Origin of the sequence: Shewanella sp. M16 (assembly GCF_018224605.1) — a bacterium.
Lineage (GTDB): Bacteria > Pseudomonadota > Gammaproteobacteria > Enterobacterales > Shewanellaceae > Shewanella > Shewanella oncorhynchi.
In genome coordinates this window covers 18,852-33,244 of sequence record NZ_JAGTUL010000024.1, presented here as the reverse complement: position 1 = coordinate 33,244, position 14,393 = coordinate 18,852, and the positions used below count along the sequence as shown (strand labels likewise).

The following is a 14,393-nucleotide window of genomic DNA, read 5'->3' as shown; positions in this document are numbered from 1 at the left end:
CTAATACCTATAATAAAACACCCCTTACATGCCAATCAGTACGGCCAGTCAGAAATTATAAATCCTGCGCTTTAAAGCCGGCAATTGGCTCACCACGGAATTGCTTTTTCAGCTCGGCCTTAGACAGCTCATTAATTTTACCGTCAGATGCAATAGTGAAATGCTCTGTTTGCTCAAGCTTACGTGCTTGATACAACATCACCACCTGCAGAGTCGATTCACGCTGAGTCTCACTCAACACAGTACCATCCTCCCACTTACCCAGCTCTGCAGCACTGCGAAGCCTTTCATAGACTTCAACGGGCATTTGGTCGATCACTTGATTGATATCCGTCATACACTTTTCCGCTTATGTAACACGATTCTGACTCGTGTAATGAGATAACCTACAAAACCAAACACAAAGCATATTCCGGCGATATTCGCACGCATACCTTCGGCGGGTTCCCCACCCCAAAACCAAATCACCACACCAGCAATGAACAAGGTCATAGCAACGAAACTCTGATTCATTAAGCTGCTGGACTTTTGAATATGGCTAATGCGCGATAAGGACTCATTGTCGCCATCGGTTTTTGCTTGGCAATGGGGGCATGAAGGCGCTTTGCTCGACATACGTTTACGACACACCGGACATTCAATTAATGCCATATCAGCCTCGCCCTAACGTAACTTATCAACAACGGCGAGCATGGCAATTAGCGATGCTTCACCTAAATAAATACTGCGTTCTGGTGACCAACCCACAAAAGGATCGGCCAGATTGTTATTGTCTTTAAACGGCATCTCAAGGGTATTTGATAAACACTTGAAGGTCTGGGCAACCCAATTAGACGCTACGGTCAGATTCGCTTGACCGGGCTCATCTTTATCATACCCATACTGAGTTTGAAAATCGGCACTGGCTAAGGTCAATGCTTGACTAAAGTCCGCTTGCAGCTGCGCGAGTTTATCATTATAAGCGGGGACGCCTTCACAACCCGCTAGAAACACATAAGGTAAGCCTTCATCACCATGCACATCATAAAACAGGTCAACACCCGTTTGCTGCATCTTGTTGACGACGTGATATACCTCAGGGCTTTTTTCTAAACTCGGTGTTTGCCACTCGCGGTTAAGATTAATCCCAATCGCGTTAGTGCGCAGATGGCCTCTGACACTGCCATCGGGATTCATGTTGGGCACTATATAGAAATTGGCCTTATCAAGCAGCGCCTTTGCCGTGGGACAGTCATTATCGAGTAAACGATTCACTAGGCCTTCAACTAACCATTCAGCCATCGTTTCACCCGGATGTTGTCTGGCGGTGATCCAAATATTGCGTTTAGAAGGATCGCCATTCCCTACTTTCATCAGAGTAATATCGCGGCCATCTAAGGTCAGGCCTAAATGCTCTAAATTGACATCTGGGTGTAACTGGGCGCCGCTGAGTAAATCTAAATGACGCTCATAGCTGTAGGGTGCAAAGTAAGCGATTTGAATGGCATCGCAATCTAACTCTATGCTAATGCTCAGTTTACCGTCTTGATATTGAGTCGGAATACGGAACCAATGCTGGCGATCATAACTGGCCACCGCCTGATAATCTTCCCATCCCTTGGTATAAGAAGCGGTTCCCGCATTGATAATATTCAAGGTGTAATGGTTACCCACTTCACCTTCAAATCGAAAATTGAACCATTGATAAAACTCACCACCCGCATCAGGGCGGATAGCAAGTTGAATATCGTCTTTATTATCAAGATTGACGACTTGGATATTTCCGCCATCAAAGTTGGCACTGATCCGCATAATGATTCCTAATAGGTTGTTAAAACTAAGGGCAATTTAATGGCGTGCGACAGATATCACACGGCACATTTTATTATATGGCCGATAGAATAAACCAAAACATCCCAAGGGGAAAACGAAAGCCATTAAATTCAGTCAAGACACTTGCAATCGGCCTTTAATTAACCAGTTAACACGCCTAAAATCCACAAAAAAAAGAGCCTTTCACTATAAGTTAATGAAGATATTAAACCATAAAACTATAACCTTGGCCTCGTACTGTATTAATCAAGTTACGCGGCAAGCTGATGTTAGCTAACTTGCGGCGAGTGTTACTAATGTGCATATCCAGATTGCGGTCAAATCGGCCCAAATCTTTCTGTAGCACTGAGCGCTGCAACTCTTGCTTAGTGATGACTTGGCCTTTTCTTTCAAAAAGATATTTAAATAATTTAAACTCGGTTTGGGTCAAATCGACATAGCGGGTACCAATAGTGATCCTATAACTCATTTCATCGAAGTTAATCACTTTAGCCGCCACAGTCGCCATTTGCGGCGAGTGAGAGTGACCGGCACAGAGACGCCGCTCTAAGGCTCGTAAGCGGACAAAAATCTCTTTTATGCTAAACGGCTTACTCAGAAAATCATCTGCCCCCAATTCATAACCAGTGATGCGATCATCTTCATTGTCACGTGCTGAAATCATCAATACTGGCGTTGAACATTCACGCGCTTTTAGCAACTCAAATCCATTCATCTGTGGCATCACTAAATCAAGCACTATGATGTCTGGAGCAAAACTTTCAATGCATGCCAGACCCTCGATGCCATTAACCGCACACTTAACCTCATGCCCTTGCGTACACAAGGCATCAGCTAACCACACGCTAAACAATGGATCATCATCGACCAAGAGTATTTTACTCATCCTTAAAGCCCAAACGAGAATCTATATCATTTATATTACCATGCGAATCGAGACGACTCTAGCGCTATTACATTAGTGAAGAAGTGTGATGTTGAAAACTGTGAACAAAATACGATATTAACAACCAATTAACGGATGATTAGCGACTCTAAACTCATCTCGTAAACTCCCAATAAAAAAGCGCCCTAAGGCGCTTTTTAGAAACTAAGAGTCTGAACTTAGCTTAGAATTTAACAGTTACACCACCGTAAATCACGCGGCCGATTGTGTCATAAACTTGTGGAACTGTGCCGCCATCGCTACCGTTAGAAACACGAGAAGGTTCTTCATCTGTGAAATTCTTAACCCCTAAACTAACTGTAGTCATATCATTTACATGATAAGTACCAGCAATATTATGGTATAGCACTGCATCAACATCGTAGCCTTTAGCAAGATCAGACATCTCACCAATATAACGGTTGAAGTACATTAGGCTCCAATCTCCTTGGCCCGCAGATAGACTGAAATTATTTCGAACCCGAGCATAAGCACCGAAGTTACCGTCTATAGTACCTGTATACGTTTTGCTCTCTTGCTCAAAATTAATCAAATAAGTCGTATCGTTGTTAATTTTCCAATCTAAACCTAAGCCTTCGAAACTATAGGCTAAATTAAAATCGATACCACTAGTATCTTGGCTACCCACGTTAGTTAATGGATTAGTAAAGTTATCCAAATTACCATCAAGCGTGATCTTAAAGGTCTCACACGCAATTTCATCACCAGCATGACAATCTTTTAAACCAGCTTGCGCATCTAAACGAGTAATCGCATCTGATACTTTAAAACGCCAATAATCTAATGTGACAGACATTCCCTCAACATAACTAGGTGAATATACTAAACCAGCAGTGTAAGACTCAGATTCTTCTGGTTTCAAATCAGGATCTGACGTGTAATTCACTAAAATTTGTGGATCTTGCTCATTGCCCCAAGGATCATCTAAATAATCGTATGAACCAGTGTTACCACCGTATAGTTCACTGACACTAGGAGCTCGGAAGCCCGTTGCGGCCACGCCTCGAACCATCAAATCATCGGTCGCAGCATAGGTTAAACCTATCTTCCAAGTGCTTGCTTTACCAAAGGTTGAATAATCGTCTAAACGTAATGCGAATTCACCCGTTAATTTTTCAGTGAAGGGCACACTCACTTCTTGATAGACAGAAATGACATCGTAACTACCATCAGTTGGATCCTGTTGTGCCGCAGTGCTATCACCTGCAATCACTACTGGATCAGGATTGTAATACCCACTCTCGCGGCGATACTCAGTACCGATAGCAAAACCGACTGCACCAGCACTTACATCAAATAGCTCACCACTCAATACACCTGCTACAGTGTGTTGCTCATTGCCGCCATTAGCTTGTTCAAAATAACCCACATCATCAATAATATCTTGAGTTAATGATTGACCATTAAACCAAGCATCTGGATTAGCATAAACAGATTGTTTCATTTTAGTGGCATTAATCGAATTCGCGACAGAGGTTGAAGCCTTATTCTTGCCATAGGTATAAGACACGTCCCAGTTCATACCAGTATGAACATCTAGTGTACCAGCTAAATCACCTGAAATACGATATGTATCAGTATCTTGCTCATATACACGAGCACCAACATCATTAGTCCGACGACGATAGTTAACACGACCTGTTTTATCGGCCTCAATACCACCTGCAACCATAGCATTATCAAGTGTTATGCAAGGTGCACCAGCAGGCACACCTGCGGCATCACATACATTAAGCATGATATCTGCTGGTTGTGCGGCGAGTTGCTGATCGGACTTACGCTTGGTGTATAAAATATCACCTGATAACACCAGATCATTACCCAGTTCCTGGGTCATATTTGCAAATAAGCTATAACGTTTGCTTGGCGTTTGATACCAACTGTCTTTAGTAAAATCATAACCATTTTGCATCGCTCCCCATTCTTGCCCTTGGAGAGTTTTCATTTCCTGTACATTCTTACCATTTTCGTCAAGCACTGGCTGACCATTCTCATCTAGTTCATTACCTAGGAATGCGCCATTAGGGACAAAAGAGCTAGAACCTGGTTTCGTCCAATCACGATCAGATTGGATCACACCACGACGATCTGAATAAGCAGCGCCGAAGGTGTAATTACCTCCATCGGTATTAAAACCGTATAGCGCACTGACCTCACCATTTTCGCCATCGCCTTTGTCTGTACTGCTACCGTTAAAGTCTAATTGGAAACCTTCAAAGTCTTTCTTCGTAATGATGTTAACCACACCTGCAATGGCATCTGAACCATAAACAGCAGAAGCGCCGTCTTTCAGGATCTCGACTCGAGCAATCATAGCAACAGGGATTGAGTTCAAATCCACAGAGCTGTTGGCACCAGAACCAGAGTTCACCATACGGCGGCCGTTCAGTAGCACAAGCGTACGCTCTGCACCCATACCACGTAAGTCAACTTGGGCAACCCCGTCAGCACCGTTGTTTGTGGTTGAACCCACTGCCGCACCCGCCATCGAAGTCTGTACTTGCAACATTTGGTCAACCGATGTAAAGCCTTCCGCTTTAATCGTTGCAGCATCAATAACGGTCACAGGAGATGCTGTTTCCATATCTTGGCGTTGAATGCGTGAACCTGTCACTTCAATACGTTCAACTTTTGCTTTTTCTTCAGCAGCAAATGCGTTTGACGTAACAAATGCACCTGTAGTGATAGATGCAACGATAGCTAAGTTAATAGCTGACGCTACTTTAGTTCTTTTGATCATGTATGAATGCTCCCTAGATCTTACTATTATTTTTATGCTTACAGCTTGTACAGTTATTGCTGTACTAGTGTTGCACCTGATACTGAGGATTCACTTTAACTCCGTCAATGCTCAAAATTTTAACCAATAAAAAACATATTGTTAATTATTGTGATTTATTTGGTTAATTAATTTGACGGTTATTTTTTAATACCCTTTTTTTACACACAAAAACAGAGTTAGTTACTACAAAATATGAATTAGGCAGATCTTAGCACTGTTAACAAAAAATATATCGGCAACATTTTGTACATTTAAAAATGTGACTCAAGTCACACTTTTAAATATTTATCAAAGCTATCTAAAAGAACATCGTATTGATTAACTATTGTTAAATCTGCATATCTAGCAATATCCACAGATAGCCAAAGCGCTAAAATACCGATAAACATAGATAAATTGCATTAAAACAGAGATACACTATGTATCAATTGTGCTAATTATGCATTTTAACAACGTCTAAAATTATGGTTTAACAATTAAGGTACAAATAATTCTACACGCCTTTGAAATGACTATTTGTTACTGATCTTGCTTATTAATTTTGAATATAAGTATTAGCTTCCAATCCCTCTAAACACTCACTATTTCTTATTCTTAAATAAATGACTTACATCTCATACGGACCACATTCAAGAACAAATTTTCTTTATAAAAAAAGCGACCACTTAGGTCGCCTCTTATAGTCTGTATCATCAAACTGATGTTTACTCGGGTTTGATCAACTCAAAATGTTGATATGCCCGTGCGGTTGCAATACGGCCGCGGGGCGTGCGTTGGATAAAGCCTTGCTGGATCAAAAATGGCTCTAGCACATCTTCAATGGTTTCGCGTTCTTCGCCTATGGCTGCTGCTAAGTTATCGAGTCCAACTGGGCCACCCATAAACTTATCGATAATGGCGAGTAGTAACTTGCGGTCCATGTAATCGAAACCTTCATTATCGACATCCAGCAAGTCTAGTGCATGGTCTGCAACAAACTTAGTGACAGCGCCATCATGCTTCACCTGCGCGTAATCCCGCACGCGGCGAAGCAGTCGGTTAGCTATCCGCGGTGTACCACGTGAACGGCGTGCGATTTCAAATGCACCTTCAGCATCAATATCCAGTTCCATCACCTGCGCCGAACGCGTGACTATGGTGCTTAAATCTTTGATGTTATAGAATTCAAGCCGTAGCGGGATCCCAAAACGCGCCCGAAGTGGTGAAGTCAAAGCTCCTGCCCGTGTTGTCGCACCCACTAGAGTGAACGGCGGTAAATCGAGTTTGATGGAACGCGCTGCCGGCCCTTCACCTATCATGATATCCAGCTGATAATCTTCCATCGCCGGATACAAAATCTCCTCCACCACAGGGCTTAATCGGTGGATTTCATCGATGAATAACACATCACCGGATTCGAGATTGGTCAAAAGCGCGGCTAGATCGCCCGCTTTTTCCAGCACAGGCCCCGAGGTGGATTTAATGTTCACCCCCATCTCGTTCGCAACAATCATGGCTAAGGTGGTTTTACCCAATCCCGGCGGACCGTAAATCAACATATGATCTAAGGCTTCATTACGATTCTTTGCCGCTTGAATAAACACCTTAAGCTGTGCCCGAGTGTCATCTTGACCCGTGTATTCATCGAGCATTTTAGGGCGCATCGCCCTATCGATGGATTCATCTTGAGCTTGGATCTGCGGCTGGATGAGTCTGTCTGCCTCAATCATTATTATTCCTTATCGCAGCTTTCATCTTAATTATCATCATTGTTCAATTAAAGCATCGATTTAAGGGCGGCTTTGATCAGAGTTTCTGAATCCATGCCCTCTTTGTAGGCTGCAGAAACCGATTTGCTCGCCTGCGGCGGTTTATAACCCAGCGAAATTAAAGCTGAAATAGCATCTTCTTCGGCGCTATTGACTGTCGGTGCGGGTGAGTAATTGGATTGCAGCACGAACTCACGCTCTGAGCCTGCTGAGGCTTCCATCAAGCTCTTGAGCTTATCGCGCATTTCTACCAGTAACCGCTCGGCGGTCTTCTTACCCACTCCCGGTAATTTCACTAAGGTCACTATGTCATCGCGCTCAACGCAGCCCACAAATTCTCCGGCTGTCATGCCTGATAAAATCGTCAGTGCGAGCTTGGGACCGACACCATTGGTCTTGATCAGTAAGCGAAATAACGCCCTTTCCTGCTTAGTGATAAAACCATAGAGTAGCTGTGCATCTTCACGCACCACAAAGTGGGTGTAGACCATAGTTTCATGATTAACTTCAGGCAGCTCATAAAAGCTAGTAAGCGGCATCTGCAACTCGTAACCAACACCATTAACATCGATCAAAATTTCTGGTGCTTGTTTCTCAACGAGCACGCCCCGTAAACGACCTATCATCTGTACCGTCCGTATGTTCTTGCCGTTGCCCGGCCACTCAATGCAATTAAACTCTGGCTGGTGTGATAATGACACACAGCAACACCGAGTGCATCTGCGGCGTCAGCTTGTGGGGCCGCAGGTAATTTAAGTAGTTGTTGGATCATGTGTTGTACTTGGGCTTTCTGCGCTCGCCCCGTACCCACGACTGCGCTCTTAATTTGAGTCGCACTGTATTCCGCCACAGGTAAATTGGCGACAGTGGCGGCGACAATGGCCGCTCCGCGTGCTTGGCCAAGCTTGAGCGCAGAATCGGCATTTTTTGCCATAAATACCCGTTCAATCGCAAATTCGTCCGGTTGATACTGACGAATAATTTCAGTGATCCCATCAAAAATTTGCTTGAGCCTACCAGGAAGCTCTTCAGACGAAGTGCGAATACAGCCACTGCCGAGGTAAATCTGATGCCGCCCCTGACATTGGATCACGCCGTAGCCTGTGATCCGTGAACCTGGGTCAACACCTAAAATAATTGCCATTACATGCCTTATATGGGATCTGAATGTTCGTCTCAGTTCCTAGGTTAGCGAGTGTCCTACGTTAGCGTGTGCGAGCTGAAATTGACCTACATTGACGCCCAAATCCAGCTCACAGTCAATCTAACCTAGGCTTGCCATCACGTCATCGGAGATTTCCGCATTATGATACACTTCTTGCACATCGTCATGATCTTCAAGGGTATCAATAAGGCGCATAAATTTTTCGGCTGTGTCTAGATCAAGCTCAGCTTTCGTCGAGGCTATCATCGCGATTTCGGCATTATCTGCCACAAAACTCGCTTTATCGAGCGCATCTTTCACCATATAGAAATCAACGGGATCGGTGAAGACGTCAATCGCGCCATCATCATAGCTGACGATATCTTCCGCACCCGCTTCAAGCGCCGCTTCCATCAATGCATCTTCATCGGTTCCCGGCGCATAGGATAACACCCCACGCTTAGTGAACAGATAAGAAACCGACCCATCCGTGCCTAAGTTACCGCCCGATTTACTAAACGCATTGCGCACACCGCTCACAGTCCGATTACGATTGTCCGTCATGGTTTCGACCATCACAGCGGTGCCGCCTGGGCCATAACCTTCATAGAGAATGGTTTCGAGTTGCTGACCTTCCAACTCACCGGCGCCGCGTTTAATCGCACGCTCAACCGTATCTCGGGTCATATTGCCGCCGAGGGCTTTATCAATGGCGACACGTAATCGTGGATTGGAATCGGGATCTGAGCCGCCTTCACGGGCTGCGACGGTTAATTCGCGAATGAATTTAGTAAAGAGTTTACCGCGTTTAGCATCTTGAGCTGCTTTACGGTGCTTAATGTTGGCCCATTTACTGTGACCTGCCATGGGAAGTCTCCTTAACTGAGGTGTCATCGCATAGCTTATCAAGAGCCGAGGTGTAATGGATTGAATAACGGCTATTTAGAATTGAACTAACAGATATGATAAGCAAAGAAATGACGGTTCACTAAAACAGACCGAGGCTCATGCCTCGGTTTTCGGTACGACTAAAAATAACTGACTTTGAATAAGGTCGATTTACAAAAGTCGCCTTACAAAGCCCTCTTACAAAAGATCAGTCTTCCGCTTTAACAGCTTTCTCAACCACAGCAATACCAAGTTCAGCTAACTGCTGCGGATTGGCAAAACCAGGCGCGTTAGTCAACGGACAAGCGGCAGTGGTGGTTTTCGGGAACGCCATCACATCACGGATTGAGCTTGCGCCCGTCATCAGCATGATGATGCGGTCTAAACCAAACGCTAAACCAGCATGTGGTGGTGTGCCGTAACGCAGCGCTTCTAACAGGAAGCCGAACTTTTCTTTGGCTTCATCGTCAGTAATGCCCAGAATACGGAATACCGCAGACTGCATTTCTTGGTTGTGAATACGTACTGAACCACCGCCTAATTCGCAGCCGTTTAATACCATATCGTAAGCATCAGAAACGCGATTTGCTGGGTTAGCTTCAAGTTCAGCTGCCGTTACGCCGCGCGGTGCGGTGAACGGATGGTGAACCGCGTGGAAGTTGCCGTTGATTTTCTCAAACATTGGGAAGTCAACTACCCACAGTGGACGCCATTCACCTTGCAATAAGCTGAAATCTTCGCCCGCTTTAAGACGCAGTGCGCCCATAGATTCGGCAACCACAGTCGCCTGATCTGCACCAAACAGGATTATGTCACCAGTTTGCGCGCCAGTGCGGCTCACGATTTCATTGACTATGCTTTCGTTTAAGAATTTTAGCACAGGTGATTGAATGCCTTCTAAGCCAAGGCTTAGGTCATTAATCTTCATCCACGCTAAGCCTTTAGCACCATAGATGCCAACAAATTTAGTGTAATCATCGATTTGCTTACGAGACAGCGCAGCACCGCCCGGAATACGCAGTGCAGCAACACGGCCTTCTTCATCGTTCGCAGGACCAGAGAATACCGCAAATTCGACTTCTTTGAGTAAATCGGCAATGTCCACCAGCTCTAATGGGTTACGTAAATCTGGCTTATCTGAACCAAAACGACGCATCGCTTCGTTGTAAGTCATGCGCGGGAACTCGCCGAGATCGACGTTCAGCATTTCAAGGAACAGACCACGCATCATCTCTTCGGTCTTCGCCATCACTTGCTCGGACGTCATAAATGAGGTTTCGATATCGATTTGGGTGAATTCTGGCTGACGGTCGGCACGTAAGTCTTCATCACGGAAGCATTTTACAATTTGATAGTAACGATCAAAGCCTGACATCATCAGCAGCTGTTTAAACAGCTGTGGTGATTGTGGCAAGGCAAAGAACTGACCTTTATAAGTACGGCTTGGTACTAAATAATCGCGGGCACCTTCTGGGGTAGCCTTGGTCAGGATCGGGGTTTCTATGTCTAAGAAACCGTTTGAATCGAGGAAACGACGCACAGAACTGGTCACTTTAGCGCGGAACATTAAACGCTGCGCCATCTCTGGGCGACGTAAATCTAAGTAACGATACTTAAGACGTTGCTCTTCGCTGTTGTTCTGGTAGTTATCCATGCTCAATGGCAGTGGATCGGCAGCGTTGATAATCGTCAAGGCTTGACCTAAGACTTCAATCTCACCCGTCTTCATTTGACCATTGACTTGGCTATCAGGACGGGCACGAACTAAGCCTTTGACCTGAACGCAAAATTCGGCGCGCAGCGTGCTGGCGACATTGAACACCTCAGGTAAGTCTGGATCATAGACCACTTGGATGAGACCTTCTCTGTCTCTTAAATCTAAAAAGACAACGCCACCCAAATCACGGCTACGATTAACCCAACCTACCAAGGTAACTTCTTGTCCAACGTGAGACTTATTGACGTCTCCACAATAATGACTGCGCATCTAACTCTATCCTTTATCCGGAAACCGGTGCTTTGGAAATAATCAAAACGAGATAAAAGCGGCATTATAGTCAAATAATACCGATTACCAAAGTACTTCACTCTTAGGCGGTGAAGTATCAAACAGTTTTACGCCCTTGACTAGAGGCGAACGCACTATCTGAGCATGAGCGTTCAAAAAAACATCAAGCTGAGCGATAACAACGCCCACCGCTACTTTTTGCTTGGTACATAAGCTGATCGGCTTTTTTCAACAAACCTATCGCTGTGTCACCATCGCGGGGGTAAATCACCACGCCAATACTGACGGCTATGCTGACACTGACGCCTTGAATAAGCAAAGGGCTCGACAGTGCCTGTAGAATATTATCAGCAACTTGGGTTGCAGCATCGAGATCTTGCACACGATTTAGCAGGATAACAAACTCATCGCCGCCAAATCGCGCAACGGTATCTGATCCACGGATAACCTTGGTTAACTTTTGGGCGACCAGTACCAGTAATTCATCGCCAATAGGATGACCGTGTTGGTCATTGATTTGTTTAAAACCATCGAGATCGATGAATAACAAAGCGAAATGTGCCTGTTCTCTGCGATGAGATAGCAAAGCTTGGGTTAGTCTGTCATCAAGTAAGGCACGATTGGGCAACTGAGTTAAAGCATCATGATTAGCCACATGCAACAAACGTTTTTCTGCCACCAATCGCTGGGTGATCTCACGATTTAAGCGGCGATTCACTAATAACACCGCCACCATCACTAAGCACAAGATTATCACGCCAAACACGATATAACGCAGCCATTGCAGATATTTAGCACTCTCTGTCGCCACAGAAAATGACACCCAGCGCGTATATATTTTTTGCTGATGTTGAGCATCAACCAAAGCCAAAGCTTTATTAATCAGCGGCACCAGCGGCGCAAATTGAGGATAAACACCAATATGACTGTGTTGATCAGCGAGATCACTGAGCAGCGACATTTTCAGTGTCGGATAGTGGCTGGTTTTAAGCTCAGAAGCTAAAGTCACCACTTTATCGATAAACACATCCGCATTGCCATTCGTCACCGCCGCTAATCCGGCCTGCGTATTTGGCACTATGACTAACTTGAGTGAAGGCTCCAGACTCATCAATTGCGCCACTAAATGATATCCCTCAACCACGGCCACCCTTTGACCTGCGAGCTGAGCAATATTAAAAACCGAGACTTGTTCCAGTTGCGACACTAAGGCCCACGGCGATGGCCAATAGGCTTCACTAAACGCTAAACGCTGCTGGCGCTCCGCCGTTTGCGCGACACTGCCGGCTAAACTCACCTCGCCCTTTTGCAACGCCTCGATTAACGAATGCCAATCATCAAAGGCAACGGGCGTGAGCTTAAGTTTGAGTTGTTCCTTGAGCAATTTGACGATATCGCTATTGATCCCCGCAAACTCACCCTGTTCATCCATAAACTCCATCGGTGGCCATTGTTTTAGATAACCGACTTTGAGCTCACCTACGCTTTCCACATAGGCCTGCTCAGCGAGGCTTAAGCTGACATGACGCTCAGCTTGGGTAAAAACATGATCTTTAGGATTGAGCATCCATTTATGTTCAATCTCAGCAAATTCTTGATTGCTAATACTGTTAAACCCATTGGCTATCCTCTGTGTAAGGCCAGCATCATCGCTACGGGTCAGCACATAAATGTTGGTGCTAAATTCGAGATCAGGATACTGGCTAAAGTCAGACCAGCCTTTATTGAGCAGTAAATAATGGGATGTCCATGCACCCGCGGCGATAAAACCGACAACTTCTCCAGACCTCGCCCCCGCCACCATGGCATCCATACTGTCGTAATAACGCAGTGACACTTGAGGTAACGCTTTACGCAAATCCACCAAATAAGGCGCTGTCGGTACCACACCAATACGTTTACCTTTTAAGCTGTCTAAATCGGTTAACTGTTGCTGATAGAGAAAGAGTCGACTCTTCACTGTATATAAATGCCAAGCCTGAGTAAGGCCCGTTTTAACATCATCACTTTCAGGATAACCTATGTGGGCATCGGCGAGACCGCGACGAACATCGTCCACGCTGGAGTTCATATCACCAGAAATAAAATCAACGGCAATACCCGTTTTCTCAGACCAAAGCTGCCATATGTCCACATACAAACCATGGGGTAAACCATCGACCCCTAGGTCCACAAAAGGCTCGACGCCCAGTTGCATCGAAATAACGAGTCCAGCTTGTTGACGTTGATAGCCAAGCCAACGTCGCTCCGTTTGCTGAATAAAGTGCGCATCGAGCGCAGTGAAACCTTTATTGATTTTATCGACTAATGCAAGATTGCCCTTTTGAACTGCGGGTACAAACTGCATCGCCTTAATTTGAAGGCGGGCAGTATTGGGAAAGTTTGCGGCAATCTCTTGGGATGAGTCGGGATCTTTCAAATAGCCTTCTAACCCCGCAAAGACTACGATCTCGCCCGCGGCGACCCCTGCCAATAATTTCTCACGACTTTCGTAGCGTTTAAACACAAGCTGCGGTTCGATACGGTGTAATTCCGCTTCATGGGATGAAGCCGCTACCACACCAATTTGAAAGGGGATCAGTTCTTTGATGGATTTTTTGCCCTGCAAGGATTTATGCAAATACAAAAAAGTACCCACATCCGCAATGGGCACTGCAAAATCAAATTCTTGCTCTCGCTCTGGGGTTTTCCCCATGCCGATATGCACTTGCGCCTTACCTTGCCGCAGTTGATCAAGGGACTCGTGCCAGTGGCGCGCCACAAAAACCACTTGGGTATGGCTGTGTTTAGCCCACTCTTTCCATAAATCAACCAGTAATCCAGTCGGCTCGCCATCGTTGTCGACATATTGATAGGGAAAGCTATCCTCACCCATAACGATGATTAATGGCTCAGAGGACAACGGACTTGCCTGCCCTGTTATGCTCAAAAAACAGCTGCACAAGATCACAATTAAGTGGATCACAAACTTCAAGTTGAGCCCTTAGTACTTGATGTACATGTAACGATTTTGTTATCTATTAAGTATTAGACAAAAATTTATCGCAAATTACTAGCATGAGACT

11 protein-coding genes are annotated in these 14,393 nt (G+C 45.1%); all 11 read right to left on the bottom strand.

The window, feature by feature from the left end; translation table 11 throughout:
• Positions 1–55 precede the first annotated feature (55 nt).
• Entirely contained in the window at positions 56–337 is a 282-nt protein-coding gene (locus KFE26_RS15860) for a YeaC family protein (RefSeq protein WP_113940384.1), read from the bottom strand.
• A complete protein-coding gene (locus KFE26_RS15855) occupies positions 334–651 on the bottom strand; it encodes a hypothetical protein (protein ID WP_028759858.1) in 318 nt (105 codons plus the stop codon). Before KFE26_RS15855 ends, KFE26_RS15860 begins: the two co-directional genes overlap by 4 nt.
• Positions 652–663: 12 nt before the next feature.
• On the bottom strand, positions 664–1,791 hold the full coding sequence (locus tag KFE26_RS15850; protein ID WP_105252564.1) for a M14-type cytosolic carboxypeptidase: 1,128 nt from the start codon (positions 1,789–1,791) through the stop codon (positions 664–666).
• 226 nt (positions 1,792–2,017) lie between these two features.
• Entirely contained in the window at positions 2,018–2,698 is a 681-nt protein-coding gene (locus KFE26_RS15845) for a response regulator transcription factor (RefSeq protein WP_028759856.1), read from the bottom strand.
• Between the two features lie 223 nt (positions 2,699–2,921).
• Positions 2,922–5,498 (bottom strand): TonB-dependent siderophore receptor, encoded by a 2,577-nt coding sequence (locus KFE26_RS15840; RefSeq protein WP_212600980.1) that lies wholly within the window; start codon positions 5,496–5,498, stop codon positions 2,922–2,924.
• A gap of 746 nt (positions 5,499–6,244) precedes the next feature.
• On the bottom strand, positions 6,245–7,249 hold the full coding sequence (gene ruvB, locus KFE26_RS15835) for a Holliday junction branch migration DNA helicase RuvB (RefSeq protein ID WP_028759854.1): 1,005 nt from the start codon (positions 7,247–7,249) through the stop codon (positions 6,245–6,247).
• A gap of 47 nt (positions 7,250–7,296) precedes the next feature.
• A complete protein-coding gene (ruvA, locus tag KFE26_RS15830; protein WP_006081742.1) occupies positions 7,297–7,914 on the bottom strand; it encodes a Holliday junction branch migration protein RuvA in 618 nt (205 codons plus the stop codon).
• A complete protein-coding gene (gene ruvC / locus KFE26_RS15825) occupies positions 7,911–8,432 on the bottom strand; it encodes a crossover junction endodeoxyribonuclease RuvC (RefSeq protein WP_006081743.1) in 522 nt (173 codons plus the stop codon). The genes ruvA and ruvC overlap by 4 nt, the downstream gene beginning before the upstream one ends.
• Positions 8,433–8,552: 120 nt before the next feature.
• The gene (locus KFE26_RS15820; protein WP_006081744.1) at positions 8,553–9,299 is read right to left on the bottom strand and encodes a YebC/PmpR family DNA-binding transcriptional regulator; all 747 of its coding nucleotides are present in this window, start codon (positions 9,297–9,299) and stop codon (positions 8,553–8,555) included.
• 229 nt (positions 9,300–9,528) lie between these two features.
• Positions 9,529–11,307: an aspartate--tRNA ligase gene (gene aspS / locus KFE26_RS15815; RefSeq protein ID WP_212600979.1), complete on the bottom strand. Its 1,779-nt coding sequence runs from the start codon at positions 11,305–11,307 to the stop codon at positions 9,529–9,531.
• Between the two features lie 184 nt (positions 11,308–11,491).
• On the bottom strand, positions 11,492–14,302 hold the full coding sequence (locus tag KFE26_RS15810; protein ID WP_212600978.1) for a transporter substrate-binding domain-containing protein: 2,811 nt from the start codon (positions 14,300–14,302) through the stop codon (positions 11,492–11,494).
• Positions 14,303–14,393 lie beyond the last annotated feature (91 nt).

Bases quoted from the DNA above. Each gene is read 5' to 3' on its own strand.
- KFE26_RS15820 (WP_006081744.1), bottom strand. From the start codon at position 9,299: ATGGCAGGTCACAGTAAATGGGCCAACATTAAGCACCGTAAAGCAGCT.
- ruvC (WP_006081743.1), bottom strand. From the start codon at position 8,432: ATGGCAATTATTTTAGGTGTTGACCCAGGTTCACGGATCACAGGCTAC.
- ruvB (WP_028759854.1), bottom strand. From the start codon at position 7,249: ATGATTGAGGCAGACAGACTCATCCAGCCGCAGATCCAAGCTCAAGAT.
- KFE26_RS15840 (WP_212600980.1), bottom strand. From the start codon at position 5,498: ATGATCAAAAGAACTAAAGTAGCGTCAGCTATTAACTTAGCTATCGTT.
- KFE26_RS15860 (WP_113940384.1), bottom strand. From the start codon at position 337: ATGACGGATATCAATCAAGTGATCGACCAAATGCCCGTTGAAGTCTAT.
- KFE26_RS15850 (WP_105252564.1), bottom strand. From the start codon at position 1,791: ATGCGGATCAGTGCCAACTTTGATGGCGGAAATATCCAAGTCGTCAAT.
- ruvA (WP_006081742.1), bottom strand. From the start codon at position 7,914: ATGATAGGTCGTTTACGGGGCGTGCTCGTTGAGAAACAAGCACCAGAA.
- aspS (WP_212600979.1), bottom strand. From the start codon at position 11,307: ATGCGCAGTCATTATTGTGGAGACGTCAATAAGTCTCACGTTGGACAA.
- KFE26_RS15845 (WP_028759856.1), bottom strand. From the start codon at position 2,698: ATGAGTAAAATACTCTTGGTCGATGATGATCCATTGTTTAGCGTGTGG.
- KFE26_RS15855 (WP_028759858.1), bottom strand. From the start codon at position 651: ATGGCATTAATTGAATGTCCGGTGTGTCGTAAACGTATGTCGAGCAAA.